We start from the raw sequence: 21,678 nt of genomic DNA, 5'->3' as shown, positions 1-21,678 counted from the left end.
AGTAGAAATTCATTATCTTGCAGTTTTATGAGTGGGTTCACTTATCCGCCCGATAGCAAGAAGACTGAGTGCATTATATATAGCCACTATCCTATTGACAAGCTCCGTGCTCCCACCTAAAGACCGTATCCATGGATAAAAAGTGAGCATACGACAAGTTTATTAATGAGAGTTTATGCGCAAGTCAACTAAGAACCAAGGAAACGTAGCGTTACTGAACCTCAGGGAAGTTCCAGTAACGACCCTTGAGAATATTTGAAATTGAGTTGGGATGCATTTTATACAATCTGGCCAGCTCACGGATCCTCTTCCGCTTGGCCTTATGCAACTTGCGTATCTCCAGCACTTGTTCTTGTGTCAATTTCGCTCTTCCATTGCGTTCACCTGTCGCAGTCCTCCCGCGTTCCACTGCATCTCGATTATTATCAGCAACAGTGCCCAACTCCAGATGCTCTGGATTGCAACATAGCTGATTATCACACCGATGCCTGACCAAAAGGCCATCAGGAATAGCACCTTTCGTCAGTTGATAAGCTACCCGATGCGATAAAGCAGTCTTTCCATTGCCAATCCCAAAAGAACCGTAACCCTTTGATTGCCGACCTCCTGTCCAGTTCCAGCATTGATTCTCTTCGCCAATTTGAACCTTGTCCCAAAAGCGTTTCCTAATGATCGTGTTATTGGTCATCTCTTGCATAAAACTCCTCCTTGTTCTAGCGTTCAATAAAAGACACGAACCCCCTCTTTGATTACTCCTCACCAATGAGCTTGTCCTGAAATAAGACGTAACAAACCCCGCTTCGGTCATCGAGGCCTAAAAAGACAGATTGTCGATCGAAAAGTTGTATAGGGAAAAGTAGGTAACAAGCTGTGAAGCAATCAATACCTACTTACTTATGAGGTTGAAATCAAGATTTTGCTACTATTAGCCAACTAGGTTATAAAAAAGAATATTTAGCCATACACAGGCGGTTCGAATGAACCGCTGCGTATGGGGGTGCCCAAAAGGCACCCTGAAGACGATTAATTCATCTGTAAAATACTTCTTCTCACAGTTGAAAGAGAAAGACTTGTTGGTACTTCTTACTAGTTGTCTTAGACTGCTTGCAGTCACAAATAAGTTAATCACTTTGTGTCCCTCTTACCTACTACAGTTGAAAATCTATTACTCGTAGGCACTTTTACTGGTCAATAATTACCCGTAGCAAGCGCAATTTTAATCTCTCTCTTATGCAGCCAAGCATTCCGCTTATCCTTCCGAATCGTCAAACTCATCGAGTGGATCGGCATTGGCAAGACCACCGGTTTCATCATCGTACTGAAAGGCTGCGCCTTCCCCTTTTGTGTGCACCCTATAGTATTCTCTCTGGGCTTGGTTATACAAATCCCTAGCCCACTCTGGCCATTCTGAAGGTCTTTTCTGCTTTCCAGAGGAAGCATCGGCTAAGCCGTGTTGTTTTTCACAGTCCTTGCATACCCAGAATTGAGCTGTGATGCGCTTGTCACAGATGCAGCATTTCTTCTCACGCCTTGTCATAAACCTATCCCTCCGACAACCGTTTGAGATATATTAACTAAAGTCTGAGCAGCACACAAGCCGGGTATGCCTTTAGTGAGCGGCCCCCTTTTTGAGGTTCCAGGGGGGACTATAGATGATTGTCTATCGGCCCAAAAGAGCGATGAGCAACCTGCAAGTCCTCATCCAGCATATGCACATAATGATTGGTCATCTCCAGAGAGGCATGCCCCAGCAATCCTTGCAAATGCAGCGGATTCATCCCTGCTCGAAGAGAGAGCGTAGCAAATGTGCGCCTCAAAGTATGTGGAGACAAGTGAACGCCTGCCTTCTCTCCAAGTCGCAACAACGCAGAACGCAATCCGCCGTGTGTCATCCTGCCGCCAGATTTAGTTTGAATCACAGGGGAGGTCGGTTCCGAGGCAACAAGCCTCCTGTATTTCAACAATGCCCGTCTGGTTCTCACGCCAGCGATTACTGTTCTTGCTTTCCCACCCTTGCCCTCACGAATTGAAATAGTCCCTCTAGAAATATCCACATCGCCCCAATTGAGCGCACAGAGCTCTGCCCGCCGGACACCCGTATCAGCCATCAAGAGCACTAAAGCCAAATCGCGGGGGTTGCTGCATACCGAAACAACCTTGCGTAGTTCATCCGAGTTCAACACAGGGAGACGCCGCTTGGCAATTGCAGGCATTTGGAACTTGATCTCACCTGGGTGATAGTCCTCAGCATAGAGGAATCTAACGAATGTGCGGATTGCTCTTGCGTGGCTATGGATATAAGTATCAGTCAAATCGCGCCCAGCCAAATCAGAGAGATACGCCCTGACATGCCGAGCAGAAATCTCATCAGCCTGCTCCACTCCCTGCCCTGCCAGCCAGCCCACAAATTTATTCAAAGTAAATTCATAGAACTGGACAGTCCGAGGGCGACACAACATGGCTTGCCGAGACAGGATAAAGTCCGCATACGCCTCTTCAAGCAGTACCGAAGCTGATGCCTTTTTCTGCTGGGAGAAGTCTTCGTTAAACACAAAAACCACCTTTCTACGGGTGATTTTTGAGGTTTTGACTGTTCGTCTAAGAGTTTGAGCGAATGTCAGCTTGGAAGGCTGATGCCTTACCACTTGGCGACGCCCGCATTTAACTCTGTTTTCTAAGGGTAATTTCTTGCCCTAGACTATGCCAAATCCCAAAGAATCTATCGAAGTTGATGCCTTAATTATAACTAACTTGGGGGCTTTGGGTTTGCACAACATGCAAGAGAGCGAGAAAATGTATAATTCTTTTGGACGCATCCAGCATCTGAGGGAATCATCTTGTCATTCAAAACCATCCTAGACAAACATCGAAAGTTAGCTTTCAGCAAACGGGATAAGGGAGATCGCTTTGAGCGATTGATGCAAGCTTACTTGCTTACCGACCGCACTTATGCTGACCGCTTTAGCAAAGTCTGGCTGTGGTCAGAATTCCCTTATCGAGCCGATCTTGGCGGTATTGATGCAGGTATTGATCTTGTAGCCTTGACGGTTGAAGGAGAGTACTGGGCAATTCAGTGCAAATTCTCTGACCAAGATACTGGCATTGATAAGGCAGCAGTTGATACCTTTCTTTCCACTTCCAGCCGTGAGTTTAAGGATGACAAACTCTTAACCAAGGCGTTCTCTCATCGCTTATGGATTTCCACGACAAATAAATGGAGCAAGAACGCTACAGAAGCTATTAGAAATCAGAAACCGCCAGTTAGTCGTTTAAGTTTGTATGAGCTAAGCCAGGCTCCTGTAGACTGGCAAAAGCTTGATGAGGGAGTACATGGCGAACTGTCTCGTACTGCTCCAAAGAAACTGTTCAAGCATCAGCAAACTGCATTAGACAAAGCCCACGAATATTACAAAACCGCAGATCGTGGCAAGTTGATTATGGCTTGTGGTACAGGCAAGACCCTGACTTCCCTTCGTATTGCAGAACATGAGACCAAGGGTCAGGGAACAGTCCTATTCCTTGTGCCCAGTATTGCCTTGCTGGGGCAAACCCTGAGAGCCTGGATGACAGATGCCAATCAGCCCATCAATGCAATTGCTATATGCTCAGACCCCAAAGTCACAAAGCAAAAAGATAGAAATGCGGATATTGACACCTTCAGTGTCATAGATTTAGCACTCCCTGCATCAACAGATACAAACGATATATTGTTTCAGTTTAGGCAGATACGAGATAAGAACCTGCCAGGAATGACGGTTGTATTCTCTACGTATCAGTCAATTGATGTAATCTCCAAGGCCCAGAAGGTCTTATTGCGGGATGGCTTCGAGGAGTTTGACTTCATAATCTGTGATGAAGCTCATCGCACTACAGGTGTCAAGTTGGCTGATGAGGATGAATCCGCTTTTGTGAAGGTGCATGACAAAAACTTAATAAAGGCGAAAAAGCGGCTCTACATGACCGCAACTCCTCGCCTGTATAGTGATGACAGCAAAAGCAAGGCGTCACAGGCTGATGCTTTGTTGTGGTCAATGGATGATTCCAAGGTGTACGGTGAGGAGATCTATCGAATTGGTTTTGGCGAAGCGGTAGAAAAGGACTTATTGACGGATTACAAGGTCTTAATTCTCACTGTGGATAACAAAGATGTTCCTCCAGCGATTTGGCAAATGATTACTGATGAAAAATCGGAAATCAACGCTGACGATGCTTCAAAACTAATTGGCACAATCAACGCACTCTCTAAGCAGTTCTTGGGGGATCAGGGTATTACCAAGAATGCTGACCCTGAGCCGATGCGGAGGGCTGTCGCTTTCACCCAGAGTATCAAGGTTTCTAGAAAGATTACAAGCACCTATAACGATATGGCTGATGTGTATTTAAACGCGCTGCCTCCTCAAAAGAAAGAAGAGATGGTCAGCATCCACGCACGCCATATTGACGGAACGATGGGTGCTCCTGAGAGAGACGAGATGCTGGGTTGGCTCCAGGAAACCGGCGATGCTAATGAATGTCGCATCTTGACTAACGTTCGTGTACTGAGCGAGGGAGTAGATGTGCCCTCGTTGGATGCAGTGATGTTTCTATCAGCTCGCAACTCCCAGGTGGATGTTGTGCAGTCTGTTGGCAGGGTGATGCGCAAATCCCCTGGCAAGAAATATGGCTACATCATCATTCCCGTTGTCGTACCTCCAGAGGTGGATGCCGCCCAGGCCTTGGATGACAATGAGCGATACAAGGTAGTGTGGACGGTTCTCAATGCTCTAAGAGCACATGATGACCGCTTTAACGCCACGATCAACAAAATCGATCTCAACAAAACCCGTCCCAATCAGATTTTAGTCGGCAGGCCAGAAACTATTTTTGACCAGGATGATGGACGGCCGTATCAGGTTAGTGAAGACTCCGCTGAATACCAGGTGGGCAATGTAGCTCACCTGTTGCGGAGGCAGTTTGAAGAGTTACAGAGCATTGTGTTTGCCCGCATGGTGGACAAGGTGGGTGACCGCCTCTATTGGGAGCAATGGGCCAAAGACGTCGCCCAAATTGCTGAACGGCAGATTGAGCGCATTAAATTCCTGATTGCGGAACGCAAAGAGCAGCGTTCTGCCTTTGATGCCTTTTTGAAGGGCTTGCAGGCGAATATCAATCCCAGCATTGATGAGCCTCAGGCTGTTGAAATGTTGGCTCAGCACATGATTACCCAGCCTATCTTTGAAGCATTGTTTGATAACTACTCTTTTGTCAAGAACAATGCTGTTTCCCAATCCATGCAATCGATGCTGGATGCTTTACACGGTCAGACAGTGGCCGAGGAATCCGAGGCATTACAGCTTTTTTACGACTCAGTCAGACAGCGTGTGGCCGGCATTGATAATGCTCAGGGCAAACAGCGAGTGATAGTTGAGCTATATGAGAAATTCTTCAAAACAGCATTTCCCCGCATGGTGGACCAGCTGGGCATTGTCTATACCCCTGTAGAAGTTGTTGATTTCATCATTCACTCTGTGGAAGAGGTACTCAGGCAAGAATTTGGGCGTAGTCTCTCTGATGAAAATGTTCACATCCTCGATCCTTTTACTGGGACAGGCACATTTATCACTCGCTTGTTACAAAACAACCTAATTGACCACAAAGACCTTCTCCGAAAATATCGCAGCGAAATTCACGCCAATGAAATCGTGTTGCTAGCATATTACATTGCAGCTGTAAATGTTGAGAATACTTACCATGACTTGTTAGACACTGAAGAATCGTATGAGCCTTTTGAGGGCATCGTGCTCACGGATAGCTTTCAATTGGGAGAAGTGACTGCTGGCGAAGATGGCCTGATGGATATGTCGGTCTTCCCTCGAAATTCGGAGAGAGTGCAAAAGCAGAAAACAACTCCCATTCGGGTGATTGTTGGCAATCCTCCTTATTCTGCACGACAAAGAGCAGCTAACGATAACGCGCAGAACAAGGTTTACGAAAGATTAGATGAGCGTATAGCTGAGACTTATGCAAAGGCAGCTAAGGGTACCAATAAGCACTCACTCTACGACTCTTATATGAGGGCATTCCGTTGGGCCAGTGATCGTCTAGACCCAGAACACGGCGGAGTAATTGCCTTTGTTTCAAATGGTTCATGGCTGGATAGCAATACCCACGACGGTTTTCGTAAAGTGCTAGCTGATGAATTCAGCAGCATTTGGACACTCAATTTGCGCGGTAATGCTAGAACTAGTGGGGAATTAAGGAAAAAAGAAAGGGGGAATGTATTTGGGTCTGGCACTCGCACACCCGTTGCAATAACGGTGCTGGTCAAGAACCCCAAGGCCGAGGTAGATAAAAAAGCCCATGTTTACTACCACGACATCGGGGATTATCTCTCCCGAGAGGAAAAGCTAGGCATCATAGCCAAATTTGGTTCAGTCGCGAATGCTCAGATTAAGTGGAAGGAAATCAGCCCCAATGAACATGGCGATTGGCTTCGACAGCGGAGTGATATTTTTGAAACATTAATACCCCTTGCGGCAGCTAAGAAATTTGACATAAATAGTCAGTCATTTTTTATCGCATATTCTAATGGAGTGGTCACGAGCAGAGATATCTGGGTCTATAATTTTTCGATTGCTCGATTAAAGGAAAACATAAAAAAGACAATTGCTCATTACAATACTCAGAGAGAACTACTCACTTCAGGGAGAATCTCTGAAGTTGAAAGGAATCGTCGTCTAGGGAGTTGGTCTCGGGATTGGCGCAAGAAAGCGCATGAGAACAAGCTGATACTTGAGAAGGTTGAATTTTATAGAGAATCTCAGTACCGCCCCTTTGCTCGCCAGAACAGTTATTTTGCTGCAGATCTTAATGAAGAAAAAAGTCAACTAGACAAACTTTTCCCTCATCCAGACTTAGAGAACTTTGCAATTTGCATATCGGCACCAGGAGGCAAGAAACCATTCTCCGTTATTATGACGGATTGTATTCCTGATTTTCACCTGATCGGGGATACTCAAGTTTTTCCACTCTACTATTATGAGGAGCGTGACAGTCAGTCTCCAACTTTATTTGATACAGACAATGCGGAGTTTGTTCGACGTGATGGGGTTTCAGACTTTATCTTGAAACAGGCACAAGGACGATATGGAAAGGCGGTCATCAAAGAAGACATTTTTTATTATGCTTATGGTGTTTTGCATAGCCCTAGCTATCACAATAAATTTGGCGATGACCTGAGGATGCTACTTCCTCGCCTACCATTGGCTGAAGATGCGAGCACTTTCTGGGCACTTAGCAAAGCCGGCCGCCAGCTTGCCGAACTACATATCAATTATGAACAAGTGCCCGCTCATGATGGAGTAGTGGTGCACCAGCCTGAAATCACAAGACAAAGCATGCCAGATGATTATTATCGTGTGGTTAAAATGCGTTTCCCATCCAAAGACAAGAAAGACACAATCATTTACAACAAAGACATAAAGATTACCAATATCCCTGCCAAAGCCTATGAATATGTTCTAAACGGAAAATCTGCTATTGAGTGGGTGATGGAGCGTTATCAGATTGTTACTCACAAAGATAGTGGTATTACCAACGATCCAAATGACTGGGCAAAAGAAGTGGGCAAGCCAAGCTACATTCTGGACTTGCTGCTTAGCGTCATAAACGTGAGCGTGCAGACAGTCGATATAGTGAATGGCCTGCCAGATGTGAAGTTTGAGTGATGCTCAGCGAGGATAGCGGGTTGGGGAGATCTATATTTATCGAGGGCCCGTATGGCTCTGGCAAAACCAGCTTTGCCATTACTGAAATGGAAAGGCTTGTCGGGAGAGTTTTGGTTTTACTTCCTCACAGACAGCTTGGCCAAAGATATCAAAAGAGCAAGAACGCAAACAGGTTAAGCCACGTAGACATACTAACGTTTTCCGGCTTGTCCAGGAGGCTCTTGGATTTATTCTGGCCCACTCTGTTCAGTAAGTATGGATTTGAAAAAAGCACTCCGCCTGTATTCTTAACTTTGGAGACCACCGAGTATTTTATGGCGCAAGTTGCCAGGCTCTATATTGCAGAGGGCTTCTTTGAAACAGTTACTATCAATCAAAACCGAATATATAGCCAAATAATTGACAACCTAAACAAAGCTGCACTGAATGGGCGGGAACACACACAAATACTTGAAAGGTTGACCTATGCTGCTGGCGATGATTCACATCAGGTGCGCATATTTGAGCAGGTTCAAACTGTCGCAAGCAAATTCCGCCAATATTGTTTACAAAATAATCTCATAGATTTTTCTTTGCAAATGGAGATTATTAGTAATGAATGGCGGGATCAGAAAAGCAAAATTCGTGAATATGTGCTTTCTGCATATAGGCATCTGATATACGAGAACAGCGAAGAGGATGCTTACATCGTCCACGAATTTGTGAAGGATCTTCTTCCAAGGCTGGAAGAATCCCTGATCCTCTACGACACCGATGGAGGAATTCGGAAATTTCTTGGTGCCTCTCCAAGCTCAGCATATGCTTTAAAGAGCCTTTGTGCAGAGAAGAGATTGTTCAAGGACAATTCAACATCTCAGGGATTGGCTTCACTGGCAGAGAGTATTGATGGCATTCTGACGACAGGGCGAAGATTTAAGAGTTCCCACCCAACGCCTTCAAAAGAGAATGTTGAGGTTATTGACAATCGGTTTTTTCCCGAAATGGTCTCAGCGACCGTTGAGATAGTAGAAGACCTTATTGTCAAGCAACAGGTTCCACCCCATGAAATAGTAGTCCTGGCCCCCTTTCTCTCAGATGCACTTCGATACTTGGTTTCCTCCGGATTTGACAGAAAAGGCATTCCCTGGGTTTCTAGTCGTCCTTCTAGATCTATGCAGGATGAACCAGTTGGCAGAAGTTTGTTGGCCCTGATTTGCATTGCTCACCCTGACTGGGGACAAAAACCGACAAAAGATGAAGTTGTTCATATGCTTTCACTTTTTATAAGTGATTTGGATATTGTTAGGGCTCATTTGCTAGTTGGAAATATCTATAAGATTGGCATGAACTCTGAGTGGCTTCTGCCATTTGACTCTATTCCAGATGTCACTAAGGATCGCATCGGTGAAAAGGCAGGGAATGAGTACGAGAAACTCAGACAATACATCCAGCGTTATCTTGGCAATCCTCATCTAAAACTGGATGTGTTTCTATCTCAACTCTTTTTGAGCTTGCTGTCTCAACCTGGGTATAGATTTACTTCAAATCTGGAAAGTGGCAGAATTGTTGGGGATTTTATTTCATCTGCTCAAAGATTCCGGCTAGCTTTAGAACGTGTGGGATTCGATCACTCCCAGATTTCACTGGAATTCATCAAGACCCTTAAGGACGAAATAGTTCAAGGACAGAGTCCGCAGAGTTGGGAAGAGCAAAACAACAGTGCGGTATTTCTAGCGCCTGCCCACACATTCTTAATGCATGATCGTCCGGTCGCTTATCAATTCTTGCTAGACATTGGAAATACTGCATGGCATACGCGTATCTATCAGCCGTTAACACATCCCTATGTCTTCAATCAAGACTGGCCAGCGGAAAAGCATTGGTCAGACCAAGATGAGTACCGAGAGAATCGGGAGCACTTACGTAGGATTATGCTTGGCCTTGTGAGAAGGGCGACTCAAAAAGTCTATCTAATGAATTCTCAACTTTCTGAGACTGGCCATGAGAATCAGGGTCTACTTTGGGAGACTATCAATGTAGCGCTGGCTGGACAAAGATCATGACGCTCTATAAAGCAAGGGATTCACAAGAAGAGGCAATTAGCTATGCCGGCGGCTATATGGGGGTCGCAGCGGTGCCAGGTAGCGGGAAAACATGGACTCTTTCTAGGCTAGCGGCTAGGCTGGTATCCGAAGGGAAGGTGGATGCTGATCAAAGAGTCCTCATCGTTGCTATGACCAGGTCTTCTATTGAGAATTTTTCCCGCCAAATAAATTTGATGATACGGGAGAAAGGTTTTCTTCCGGGTTTCGGTTATCGGGTTAGGACACTTCACGGTATTGCTCATGACATCTTGCGAGAGCGACCGGCCTTAGTCGGCATCTCTGAAGATTTTCAAATAGTAGATGAGCGAATTGCAGAAACTATAATCCGTGGGCTTGTTAAAAATTGGTACGACAAGAATCCAACTGCACTGGATGAATATCTTGCTGAGCTAAGCCCAGAAAGAGCAGTTGAGGTTCGCGGGGCCAACATACCTGCCGAGCTGATACGTTTAACGAATAATCTAATCAGAAATGCCAAAGATCATCAGGTTACTCCTGAGGGTTTAGAAGAAAAACTTTTAAGCAACGGGAACAACTATCCGCTTGTTCAGATGTTTTCAGGTATTTACAAAGAGTATCAGAAGGCTTTGTCAAATCGAGGGGCCTTAGATTTTTCCGACTTAATACGCCATGCCTGTAGAGTACTTGATGCAGAAGAGGATTATCTGAATAGACTTCGATATTTGTGGCCGTATATACTCGAAGATGAGGCTCAAGATAGCAGTGTTCTGCAAGAAGAAATTCTTAGAAAGATAGTTGGTGAAGAAGGAAATTGGGTCCGGGTCGGTGATCCCAATCAGGCAATTTATGAGACATTCAGCACCGCCAATCCGCAATTATTAAGAGAGTTCATCTCTTCCGCATCTAAGTCAGTCGACTTGCCTGTTTCGGGCAGATCATCTCCTCGTATCATTGATCTTGCAAACACTTTAATCAGGTGGGCGCAAACTTCTCACCCAAATCCTTGGGCAAGAGATGCACTGTCAGAGCCATTAATTCAAGCGACGCCTCCTGGAGACCCTCAGGGCAACCCTCCAAAAGAGGAGTCAGAAATACAAATTTTGCCTAAAGCTTTTTCTGAGACCGAGGAAGCAGGATTTATCGCCTCTTCGTGTAGAGAATGGTTATCTTCGTCCCACGATCAAACAGTGGCAATCCTAGCACCGACAAACAATATAGCTTTTGGAGTGATTTCAGCTCTAAAAAACCATGGAATTGAGCCGGTTGATGTTTTGCTTACTAGCACCATGGAAACACGACAATCTGCTGGGGGGCTTGTTCACGTTTTGAGATATTTGGCGGAACCAAGCTCTTCGGAACTATTATCAAAAGTTATTGGTGTATATCACAAGCACCTTCGATCGACTCAGATTGATGAAAACAGTCTGGTCAAAATGAAGGACTTCATCAGCAGGCTGAGCCGCGTAGAAGACCTCTTGTGGCCCATAGATGAAGGTGCACTGGATACAAACCTAGAGCAACAGGGTTTCTCTAATCACGACGCAGCGGAACTTAGTGCATTTATTGAATTGATCCGCAAATGGGTTGATTTGCGCTTTTTGCCGATTGACCAGATGATAGTGTCTCTAGCGCACGAACTATATAGACAACCTGAAAAAATTGCCTTGTCGCTTAGCTTTGCTTTGATGCTTAAGAACTTTGCGAAGGAGAACCCTCAGTGGGAGCTACAAAGACTAACCAAAGAGCTAGAGGAGATTGCCTCAAATTCGCGAAAGTACTTTGGGATGTCATCTGAAGCATTTGGCTTTGACCCAGAGCATCATAAAGGAAAAGTCGTGGTATCCACCATTCATAGTGCAAAAGGCTTGGAATGGGATAGAGTGTATTTGATGGCCGTTAATAACTTCAATTTCCCATCTGGCCATAATGATGACGGTTACATGGATGAGAAATGGTATCTCAGAGATAGATTGAATCTATTAGCAGAAGTACAGGCTCAAATTGATTCTATCAATTCCAATATTCCATACTATGAGGGACAGGCAACTATAGGAGCGAGAACTGGTCTAACAAAGGAGAAGCTTCGTCTGTTGTATGTCGGCATAACTCGCGCTAAGCGAGATTTGATTATTACCTGGAATGCGGGCAGAAGAGGGACTAATAAAGCAGCAGTAGCCCTCTCCGCTTTCCAACAGAATGCCCAAAGTATTGCATGATGTCACAGAAAACATATAGCCAATCCAGCCTTCAAGACTTTGTTGATTGTCGACGTCGATACTACTACCGTAGAGTCCTATCGTTGAATTGGCCGACAGATGATGGTGACGCGGCTGACACTTTGCAAGAGAGGGTTTGGGCGGGCAAACTATTCCACACACTGGTACACCAATTCCTGGTTGGCGTTCCAATTGACGATATCAATCTCATTGATTTGCCTCATCCAGTCAAGGGCTGGTGGAAAACATTTATTGATAGGTTACCCATCTCGAAGACAGGTGTTTCTTTCCCAGAAGTAACACTTACTACGCTCATCACCGCCGATGCCCTATTGGTAGCCAGGTACGACCTTATCCAGCAAATTGACAATGAATTTTTGATCTTTGACTGGAAGACATCAAGCAACTTGCCTAAGCGGGGGACACTTCTTGATAAATTGCAGACAAAAGTCTATCCGTTCACGTTGGCTGATTCTGGTTTCTTTGATGGAACAATACCCATTTCTCCTGAGAACATAAAGATGACGTATTGGTTTGTGGAATATCCCGATCAACCAATCACTGTAACTTATTCAAAAGAGCAAAAAGAAAAAGACAGGAAGTATCTCGAAGAGCAGATTCTTGAGATCTCCTCATTAGAGATAGAGAGAATTGGGGATTTCCACAAAACGGATAATCGAAAGTTATGTAGCTATTGCGAATTCAGCGGTCTATGTGAGAGAAGCGATATAGTGCCGGATTCAGATCACGAAGAGGAAGCCCATCCCTTTGAGTATGACTTTGACTTTTTCTCCGAGGACGATATTTAAACGCTGCAATCATTGTGCCTCTGGAAGCTTCCAATATCGTTCTTTAACAATGTTGGAAATAGATTTAGGATGCATCTTGTAAGCTTGAGCTAGTTCTGAAATTTTCAAGCTTTCCTCGTTGCGCAACCGTCTGATCTCGGCTACTTGCTCCATGCTCAACTTTGCTCTACCATTTCGTTCACCCTTGGCAGTTCTGCCCCGTAGCACAGCATCACGATTGTTGTCCGCAATCGTGCCTGTCTCTAAATGTGCCGGGTTGCAGCATATTCGGTTATCGCAATGGTGTCGTACCAACAAGCCTTCGGGAATAGGCCCTTTTGTCAGTTGATAGGCTACTCGATGAGCCAAGGCAGTCTTTCCCCCACCAATCCCAAATGAGCCGTAGCCCTTAGATTGTGTAGATGCAGTCCAGTTCCAGCATTCAGTTTCCGGCCCAATCTGAACTTTGCTCCAAAAGCGCTTACTGAATATCGTTTTAACTTGTGTTTCTTCTTTCATGCAGAACTCCTTCCTGTTCTATAGGTCAATAAGATGAATGACCTTGGGTTAATTGCTCATACCAATAAAGCCTTCCTATGGATAGGGCAAAAATAAACAACTTCGGTTATCGAGTAGTCTAAAAAAGACAGTTTGTCGATCGAAAAGTTGTATAGGGAAAAGCAGGTAATAAGCTATGAAACAATCAATACCTACTTGCTTATGAGGTTGAAACCAAGGTTTTGCTAACAGTAGCTAACTAGGTTATAAAAAAGAATATTGAGCCATACACAGGCGGTTCTATGAACCGCAGTGTATGGGGTGCCCTTTGGGCACCTTGAAAGACGATTAATTAATCTATAAATTACTTTTAACTACTACAGTTGAAATAGAAAGACTTGTTGGTACTTCTTGTTTGGCTGTTTTAGACTGCTTGAAGTCATAGATGAGTTAATCACTTTGTATCCCCCTCTTTACCTGCTACAGTTGAAAATCTATTACTCGCAGGCACTTTTGCTGATCAATAATTACCCTTAGCAAGCGCAATTTTAATCTCCTTCTTATGCAGCCGGGCGTTTCCTCTTATCCCTCCGAATCGTCAAACTCATCGAGTGGATCGGCATTGGCGATGCCACCGGTTTCATCATCGTATTCAAAGGCAGTGCCTTCCCCTTTTGTGTGCACCCTATAGTAGTCTCTCTGCGCTTGGTTATACAAATCCCTAGCCCACTCTGGCCATTCTGAAGGTTTTTTCAGCTTTCCAGAAGCATCGGCTAAGCCGTGTTCTTGTTCACAGTCCTTGCATATCCAGAATTGGGCTGTGATGCGTTTTTCACAGATACAGCATTTCTTCTCACGCCTTGCCATGAACCTGCCCTCCCGATAACCCGTTGAAATATACTAACTAAAGTCTGCGCAACACACAAGCCAGGTATGCCTGTAGTGAGCGACCCCTTTTTTGAGGTTCCAAGGGGGGACTATAGATGATTATCTATTGGCCCAAATGCACGGTGGGCAACTTGCAGATCTTCATCTAGCATCTGCACATAGTGATTGGTCATCTCCAATGAGGCGTGTCCTAACAGTCCTTGAAGGTGAAGCGGGTTCATTCCGGCTCGCAGAGAGAGCGTGGCAAAGGTGCGTCTCAAGGCATGCGGCGACAAGTGAACACCCGCCTTCTCTCCAAGCCGCAACAATGTAGAACGCAAGCCGCCGTACGTCATTCGCCCACCAGATTGGGTTTGAATAACAGGGCTAGCAGGCTCCGAAGCAACAAACCTTCTGTACTTCAATAAAGCTCTTCTGGTTCTCACGCCAGCGATCACTGTTCTTGCCTTCCCGCCCTTGCCCTCTCGAATTGAAATAGTCCCTCTAGAAATATCCACATCACCCCAATTAAGCGCACAGAGTTCTGCCCGCCGGATGCCAGTATCCGCCATCAGAAGCACTAGGGCCAAATCACGGGGATTGCCACACGCTGAAACAACCTTGCGCAACTCATCCGAGTTCAACACAGGGAGACGGCGTTTGGCAATCGCAGGCATTTGGAATTTGACTTCGCTTGGGTGATATTCCTCAGCGTGTAGGAATCTGACAAGTGTGCGAATTGCTCTTGCATGGCTATGGATATAGGTATCAGTCAAATCACGCCCTGCCAACTCAGAGAGATAGGCTCTGACATGCCGAGCAGAAATCTCATCAGCCTGCCCTACTCCCTGCCCCGCTAGCCAGCCTACAAATTTTCCCAAAGTGAATTCATAGAACTGGACAGTCCGAGGGCGGCACAACATTGCTTGCCGAGACAGAATAAAGTCTGTATACGCCTCTTCAAGCGGCACCGAAGCTGATGCCTTTTTCTGCCGTGAGAAGTCTTCGTTAAACACAAAAAACCACCTTTCTAAGGGTGATTCTTTGAAATTCAGGTAGTCTGTTTAGGAGTTTGAGCGAATGTCAGCTTGGAAGGCTGATGCCTTACCACTTGGCGACGCCCGCATTCAGAGCCGGAATTATAAAGCAAACCCCTTCGGATTGGTTGGCCGCCGCGGCCAATGTTATCATCAGGGTTTAGGCCAACCAGGAAGGCGGAACATATGAGGCTCGAAGCCATCCCCCTGGGCGCCGACGCGCCCAATGAAGTCAACGTGATCATCGAAGTGCCCACCGGCGGCGAGCCGATCAAATACGAATTCGACGAGGAGACCGGGGCGCTGGTGGTCGACCGTTTCCTCTACACCCCCATGCGCTATCCGGGCAACTACGGCTTCATCCCCAAGACCCTCTCCGGCGACGGCGACCCCTGCGACGTGCTGGTCGCCAACACCCGCGCCCTGGTGCCCGGCTCCATCATTGCCGTGCGCCCCATTGGCGTGCTGCTGATGGAAGACGAGGCCGGCCTCGATGAGAAGATCATCGCCGTGCCCGCCACCCACGTCACCCGCCGCTACGAACGCATCCAGGAAACCAGCGACCTGCCGGAGATCACCATCCAGCAGATCGAACACTTCTTCGCCCACTACAAAGACCTGGAAGACAACAAATGGGTCAAGGTGGTGCGCTGGGGCGACGCTGCCGAGGCCCGCAGTATGATCCAGGCCAGCGCAGAGCGCTACCAGGCGGAGATGCAAAGCAAAAGCAAGTGAGAACGCTGAGGTCAGAACGCAGAAGTTCTTACTTCTCAGTTCACACCTCTGCAATCTAACCTTCCTTTGACTTTATCCGTCCGGCGGTCACCCATATGTTCTATAGGTCTTTCGCCTCTTGTGCAGAGCTCAAGGGATACAAAAGGCTATAGAATTTTGGCAGTAATTGCGTCATCTCGTCAGGAAAGACCTCACTAGACGAAGTAGACAGGAATAATTTCACATCATTCTTTTCAACTTCTTCAGGAACAGCAGCCAAATCTCTAAATAGCAATCTGTACCAACAATAAAACTTAAAGAAATTGATGTTTAGCTGGGCGCACAAATTACCAATACCCTCTTGGCTTGAGTAAAGCAGGTGAAGCGCAAAATTACCCGCTTCCTCTTGGGCTAACTGAAAAATTGTTTCTGGCTTGGCATGTGCAAAATTACTAAGATAGCCCCACAATTCTTGTCCGGCATCACCCAAACCAAGTACGTTGAGCTTCCTATTCAGTTTCAGTATTTGACTAACTTTTAACTTGCCAGCAAGATAGTTAGGCACATCTTTCTCATGGAAGCTCAAATAAAAACTAACTTGGATTGCTTCTTCAACCACTCTTGCAATACTCATTGCCTCCTGTGTATAACCGAACAGCGCTAGTCGCATAGCAGCTTGGGACATTGTTAATATACGGGCAGCCAGTTGACGTACGACAAATTTTGAACTATCAAAGTTCAAAAACAGCTTCTCTTCTAAGATGAGCCACAAGTTATCTTGGCAAAGGTTGAAAATCTTAAGCGAGTCCGCTTGCGTAGCGAAGGACACTTCAAAAATTTTTTCTTCATCGATAGCAAGTCTTTCAGCAAATCGACCATTTAGCTTCCTCATTTACATCCTCCACAGCCTAATACATTTTCGAAGTCTGTTTTATAAAAACATTTTGTAAAAACAGTTTAAGATAAACTTACTTTAGCATTGCCATGACCGCAAAACAAGTCACTTCCAAGCAGCGCGTCGTAGACCACGGTGAAGTTTTCACCAACCCGCGTGAAGTCAACGCCATGCTCGACCTGGTGAAACAGGAAACCGAGCGCATCGACGCGCGCTTCCTGGAACCCGCCTGCGGCACGGGCAACTTCCTCGCCGAAGTCCTCGAGCGCAAGATGGCCGTGGTCGAAAAAAATTATGCCCGCAACCAACTGGACTACGAGCGCTACGCCGTGCTGGCTGTGTCCTCGGTCTATGGCATTGACATCCTCGAAGACAACGTGGCAGCCTGCCGCGAGCGGCTCTTCGAGATCGTAGACGGGCATTACAACCGGCTCTACGCCGCCACTGCCAAAGAGGACTTTCGCGCCGCAGTGCGCTTTGTGCTCTCCAAGAACATCGTTTGGGGCGACGCGCTGACCCTAAAAACCGTATCCGACCCCCCGCAGCCCATCCTGTTCTCCGAGTGGTCGGCGGTGAATGGCAGCCTGTTCAAGCGCCGTGAGTTTTCCTTTAAAGAGCTGATCAGCCAGGCCAGCATGCAGGAGTTGCCCTTATTCTCTGACATGGGCGAAGAGGTCTTCATCCCCCTGCCGGTGCACGAATATCCCCTGGCCCATTTCCTGAGGCTGGCCGATGCTGGCTGAACACAGCTACAACCCCGATGTGCTCAGTTGCCTCGCCAACCTGAGCAACGACGAAGTCTTCACCCCGCCGGGGCTGGCCAACCAGATGCTGGATCTGCTGCCCGCCGAGATCTGGCAGGACAAGAACGCCACCTTCTTGGACCCGGCCTGCAAAACCGGCATCTTCCTGCGGGAAATTGCCAAACGCCTGATGGTCGGTCTGGAGAACCAGATACCAGATCGCCAGGCCCGCATCGACCACATCTTCAAGAACCAGCTCTTCGGCATCGCCATCACCGAACTCACCGGTCTGCTGGCCCGCCGCAGCCTGTATTGCTCCAAATTCGCCAACGGCAAATATTCTGTTTCATATGCCTTCATCGATGAGCAAGGCAACCTCCGCTACCAACGCACCGAGCACAGCTGGAAGAACGGGCGCTGTGCCTTTTGCGGTGCGAGCCAAGGAGAATACGCCCGCAGTGAGGAACTGGAAACCCATGCTTATACATTCATTCACACGCTTGAGCCCCAGGAGATTTTCACCATGAAGTTCGATGTCATTATTGGCAACCCGCCTTATCAGCTAAGCGATGGTGGCTTTGGAACAAGCGCAACCCCTATCTACCAAAATTTTGTTACGCAGGCGAAAAAGCTAAATCCTAGATATTTATCCATGATCATCCCTGCTCGCTGGTATTCCGGGGGCAAAGGATTGGATGATTTTCGCAACGAGATGCTCAACGACAGGCGGTTAAGAAAGATCGTGGATATACCGGAGGCTTCCGACAGTTTTCCGGGTGTGCAAATCAAAGGCGGCGTTTGCTATTTCCTATGGGATCGTGACAACGAAGGAGACTGCACAGTCATCACCTCAAGGAAGGGGGAGCATGTCTCCACGATGGAAAGGCCCCTGCTTGAGGACGGAAGTTTAGTATTTGTTCGGTGGAACGAAGGAATTTCCATTTTAAAGAAAGTGGAAAGCCTTAGAGAAACTTCCCTTTCTCGGCAAATCAGTTCTTCGAAACCCTTCGGGCTAAGAACTTTCTTTAAGGCACCTCGAAACCAACCAACCAACCAACCAACCAACCAACCAACCATAAGATTATAAAACTGTATCAAAACGGGGGTATAGGCCATATTGAACGCAGCCTGATTACCAAAGGCACAGAGCTAATTGATAAGTGGAAAGTACTAATACCAGCCGCAGGTAGTGGGAGCGACAGCTTTCCCCACTTTATCCTGGGAAAACCATTCATCGCTGAACCAGGAAGTGCCTGTACTGAAACTTATGTTGTACTTGGAACTTACAAAACAAAGACTGAATGTGAAAATCTATGTGCGTATGTGAGAACAAAGTTCTTTAGATTCTTGGTGCTTCTCCACAAATCAACCCAGCACGCCACCGCGAGAGTCTATACCTTCGTCCCAACACAAGACCTCAGCGAATCCTGGACGGATGAGAAACTCTACAAAAAATACAAGCTGACCAAAGACGAGATCGCTTTCATCGACTCAATGATCCGCCCTATGGAGAATGGGGATGGCGGCTAAGCAATTCTTCCCGCCCCGCCCGCCGGGCAACCCGCGCATCTATGCGTACGAAGAAACCCACCCGGACTTCAAGTGTCTGCTGAAGGTCGGCTACACCACCGGCAGCGTGGAACAACGCGTCGCCCAACAATACCCCATCGTCCGCCCGGAAAAGACCTGGCGCATTCTGCTGGATGAAAGCGCCATGCGGAACGATGGTACAGCCTTCTCCGACCGGGATGTGCACCGCTATTTACTAGACAAGGGTTTCAAGAATCCTGATGGCGAATGGTTCCGCTGCACCTTGCGCGATGTGAAGGCCGCGCTGCTGGCTTTGCGCACTGGCGTCCAAAACGAAGACAACCGCACCCTGGATTTCGCCATGCGCCCGGAGCAGGAAGAAGCTGTGGCCACAACCGCAGCCTACTTCAAAAAAGAGTCCAGGCGAAATTCCGGCAAAACCCCGCATTTCTTATGGAACGCCAAAATGCGCTTTGGCAAGACCTTCGCCGCCTACCAGTTAGCCCAACGTATGGGCTGGAAGCGCGTGCTGGTGCTCACTTTCAAGCCCGCCGTGCAGCACGCCTGGGAAGAAGACCTGAAAACGCATATTGATTTCAAAGGCTGGCAGTTCATTTCTCGCAATGGCCTGCGCTATGAAGAAGCAGACAAAAAGAAGCCCTTTGTCTGCTTCGGCTCTTTTCAGGATTATCTGGGCCGCGACCCCGCCACTGGCGGCATCAAGCCCAAGAACGAATGGGTGCACACCATTCAGTGGGATTGCGTCATCCTCGATGAATACCACTTCGGCGCCTGGCGCGAGCGCGCCAAGGGACTCTTCGAAGCCGAAGACGGCGATGAATACGAATACGAACAGCAGCTGGAGCGTCTGGAACAAAGCCGCGACACGGTGGACGAGTTCGAGCAAATCATGCCCGTCACTACCGGCGCGTATCTTTACCTCTCCGGTACGCCTTTCCGTGCCATCACCACCGGCGAATTTATCGAAGAGCAAATCTACAACTGGACCTACGCCGACGAGCAGCGCGCCAAGACGAGCTGGAAAAATGCGAATAATCCTTATGCGGCCCTGCCGCGCATCGTGCTGCTCACCTATCGCCTGCCGGACACCATTCGCGAAATCGCGCTGCAGGGCGAGTTTAACGAATTTGACCTCAACACCTTCTTCTCGGCCAAAGGGCATGGCCCGGGAGCCAAGTTCCTCTATCAAGACGAAGTGCAAAAATGGCTGGACCTGATCCGCGGTGGCCTGATGGAAACCACCATGGACGATCTGAAGCTGGGGGCCAAGAAGCCGCCCATGCCTTTCTCTGATGTGCGCCTGCTCAACCTGCTTTCGCATACCTTTTGGTTCCTGCCCAACGTGGCCGCCTGCCACGCCATGCGCAACCTGCTGCGCCAAAAGCAAAACCGCTTTTATCACGACTATGAAATCATTGTCGCTGCCGGCAAAGAAGCCGGCATGGGCATGGCTGCCCTGGGGCCGGTGCACCAGGCCATGGATGAGCCGCTGCACACCCGCACCATCACGCTCTCCTGCGGCAAGCTGGCCACCGGCGTCACCGTGCGGCCCTGGACGGGCATCTTCATGCTACGCAACTCCTCCACGCCGGAGACCTACTTTCAGGCCGCCTTCCGCGTCCAGTCTCCCTGGACGATGAAGGTGGAAGACCGCCCCGGCGAAGAAAAGATCCTCAAGGAAGAATGCTACATCTTCGACTTCGCCCCGGAACGCGCTCTGCGCCAGATCGCCGAATACAGCAACCGCCTCAACGTCAACGAAACCAATCCGGAAAAGAAGGTCGCAGAATTTATCAGCTTCCTGCCCATCCTGGCATACGACGGCAGCACGATGCGCGAGGTCGACGCCGCCGGTGTGCTGGAAATGGCGATGAGCGGCACCACCGCCACCCTGCTGGCCCGCCGCTGGGAAAGCGCTTTGCTGGTCAATGTGGACAACGGCACGCTGGCCCGCCTGATGAACAATCCCAAGGCCATGCAAGCCCTCATGAGCATCGAAGGCTTCCGCAGCCTCAATCAGGATATCGAGACCATCATCAGCAAGTCCGAGGCGGTGCAAAAGGTCAAACGCGAAGCCAAAGACCGGGAGCTAACCGACAAGCAGAAACGCGAGCTGACCGAGCAGGAAAAAGAATATAAGAGCAAGCGCAGGCAAATTCAAGAGAAGCTCATAAAATTTGCCACGCGTATCCCCGTCTTCATGTACCTGACCGATTATCGCGAACGAGCGCTCAAGGATGTCATCACCCAGCTTGAGCCGGGCTTGTTTAAAAAGGTCACCGGCCTCAGCGTGGCCGACTTCGAGATGTTGGTCAGTTTAGGGCTGTTCAACAACGCCTTGATGAACGATGCAATTTGGAAATTCAAACGCTACGAAGACGCCAGCCTGGAATACACCGGCATCAACAAGCATGCCGATGAAGATGTTGGCCTGTACGACACCGTGCTCAGCCGCAAAGACTACACAGGCCAAATCTTCGAAAACCTATCCGAATACGCGTAATTCGCAGTGAACCTTAAAAATTTGCTAATCATTGCTGGGCAATAACATGACCCATTTGTGCTACAATTTTGGAGAGATAAGTTATTAAGACAAGAGGATGATTCAGGGGAGTAAA

General features: G+C 47.7%; 15 protein-coding genes. 8 read left to right on the top strand and 7 right to left on the bottom strand.

The window, feature by feature from the left end:
* Nucleotides 1–211 precede the first annotated feature (211 nt).
* The 3 genes from KF885_05560 to KF885_05550 all read right to left on the bottom strand — a co-directional run bounded on the left by KF885_05560 (nt 212) and on the right by KF885_05550 (nt 2,552).
* Complete coding sequence (locus tag KF885_05560) at nt 212–697, bottom strand: HNH endonuclease (protein ID MBX3048625.1); 486 nt, start codon at nt 695–697, stop codon at nt 212–214.
* Between the two features lie 552 nt (nt 698–1,249).
* Nucleotides 1,250–1,537 carry a hypothetical protein gene (locus KF885_05555; GenBank protein ID MBX3048624.1) on the bottom strand — a complete coding sequence of 96 codons (288 nt, stop codon included), beginning with the start codon at nt 1,535–1,537 and terminating at the stop codon, nt 1,250–1,252.
* A 109-nt stretch (nt 1,538–1,646) separates the two neighbouring features.
* On the bottom strand, nt 1,647–2,552 hold the full coding sequence (locus KF885_05550; protein ID MBX3048623.1) for a tyrosine-type recombinase/integrase: 906 nt from the start codon (nt 2,550–2,552) through the stop codon (nt 1,647–1,649).
* A 285-nt stretch (nt 2,553–2,837) separates the two neighbouring features.
* Here KF885_05550 and KF885_05545 point away from each other — a divergent pair, with 285 nt between their 5' ends.
* The 4 genes from KF885_05545 to KF885_05530 all read left to right on the top strand — a co-directional run bounded on the left by KF885_05545 (nt 2,838) and on the right by KF885_05530 (nt 12,776).
* Complete coding sequence (locus KF885_05545) at nt 2,838–7,706, top strand: DEAD/DEAH box helicase (protein MBX3048622.1); 4,869 nt, start codon at nt 2,838–2,840, stop codon at nt 7,704–7,706.
* Nucleotides 7,707–7,927: 221 nt separating this feature from the next.
* Nucleotides 7,928–9,748, top strand: a complete 1,821-nt coding sequence (locus KF885_05540; protein MBX3048621.1) for a hypothetical protein — start codon at nt 7,928–7,930, stop codon at nt 9,746–9,748.
* Nucleotides 9,745–11,967, top strand: coding sequence for an ATP-dependent helicase (locus KF885_05535; protein MBX3048620.1), 2,223 nt, complete (start codon nt 9,745–9,747; stop codon nt 11,965–11,967). Before KF885_05540 ends, KF885_05535 begins: the two co-directional genes overlap by 4 nt.
* Nucleotides 11,964–12,776, top strand: coding sequence for a PD-(D/E)XK nuclease family protein (locus tag KF885_05530; protein ID MBX3048619.1), 813 nt, complete (start codon nt 11,964–11,966; stop codon nt 12,774–12,776). The genes KF885_05535 and KF885_05530 overlap by 4 nt, the downstream gene beginning before the upstream one ends.
* Nucleotides 12,777–12,785: 9 nt before the next feature.
* On the opposite strand, the gene KF885_05525 is transcribed toward KF885_05530, so the two are convergent.
* From KF885_05525 to KF885_05515, 3 genes are all read right to left on the bottom strand, one after another.
* Complete coding sequence (locus KF885_05525) at nt 12,786–13,274, bottom strand: HNH endonuclease (GenBank protein ID MBX3048618.1); 489 nt, start codon at nt 13,272–13,274, stop codon at nt 12,786–12,788.
* Between the two features lie 561 nt (nt 13,275–13,835).
* On the bottom strand, nt 13,836–14,120 hold the full coding sequence (locus tag KF885_05520) for a hypothetical protein (protein MBX3048617.1): 285 nt from the start codon (nt 14,118–14,120) through the stop codon (nt 13,836–13,838).
* Nucleotides 14,121–14,230: 110 nt separating this feature from the next.
* Nucleotides 14,231–15,136: a tyrosine-type recombinase/integrase gene (locus KF885_05515; protein MBX3048616.1), complete on the bottom strand. Its 906-nt coding sequence runs from the start codon at nt 15,134–15,136 to the stop codon at nt 14,231–14,233.
* Between the two features lie 207 nt (nt 15,137–15,343).
* Between KF885_05515 and ppa the strand changes: the two genes are divergently transcribed.
* Entirely contained in the window at nt 15,344–15,892 is a 549-nt protein-coding gene (gene ppa, locus KF885_05510) for an inorganic diphosphatase (protein ID MBX3048615.1), read from the top strand.
* 100 nt (nt 15,893–15,992) lie between these two features.
* Here the strand turns inward: ppa and KF885_05505 are convergent, their stop codons facing one another.
* Nucleotides 15,993–16,763, bottom strand: a complete 771-nt coding sequence (locus tag KF885_05505) for a hypothetical protein (GenBank protein ID MBX3048614.1) — start codon at nt 16,761–16,763, stop codon at nt 15,993–15,995.
* Between the two features lie 92 nt (nt 16,764–16,855).
* On the opposite strand from KF885_05505, the gene KF885_05500 reads away from it, so the two are divergent.
* The 3 genes from KF885_05500 to KF885_05490 all read left to right on the top strand — a co-directional run bounded on the left by KF885_05500 (nt 16,856) and on the right by KF885_05490 (nt 21,563).
* The gene (locus KF885_05500; protein MBX3048613.1) at nt 16,856–17,509 is read left to right on the top strand and encodes an SAM-dependent DNA methyltransferase; all 654 of its coding nucleotides are present in this window, start codon (nt 16,856–16,858) and stop codon (nt 17,507–17,509) included.
* Nucleotides 17,499–18,596 (top strand): Eco57I restriction-modification methylase domain-containing protein, encoded by a 1,098-nt coding sequence (locus KF885_05495; GenBank protein ID MBX3048612.1) that lies wholly within the window; start codon nt 17,499–17,501, stop codon nt 18,594–18,596. The genes KF885_05500 and KF885_05495 overlap by 11 nt, the downstream gene beginning before the upstream one ends.
* Before the next feature lie 432 nt (nt 18,597–19,028).
* The gene (locus KF885_05490; protein ID MBX3048611.1) at nt 19,029–21,563 is read left to right on the top strand and encodes a GIY-YIG nuclease family protein; all 2,535 of its coding nucleotides are present in this window, start codon (nt 19,029–19,031) and stop codon (nt 21,561–21,563) included.
* The last annotated feature ends 115 nt before the right edge of the window (nt 21,564–21,678 follow it).

The organism is Anaerolineales bacterium, from assembly GCA_019637805.1.
Lineage (GTDB): Bacteria > Chloroflexota > Anaerolineae > Anaerolineales > UBA11579 > JAMCZK01.
The sequence above is the reverse complement of the archived record's forward strand: the minus strand, read 5'-3'. Positions and strand labels throughout refer to the sequence as shown.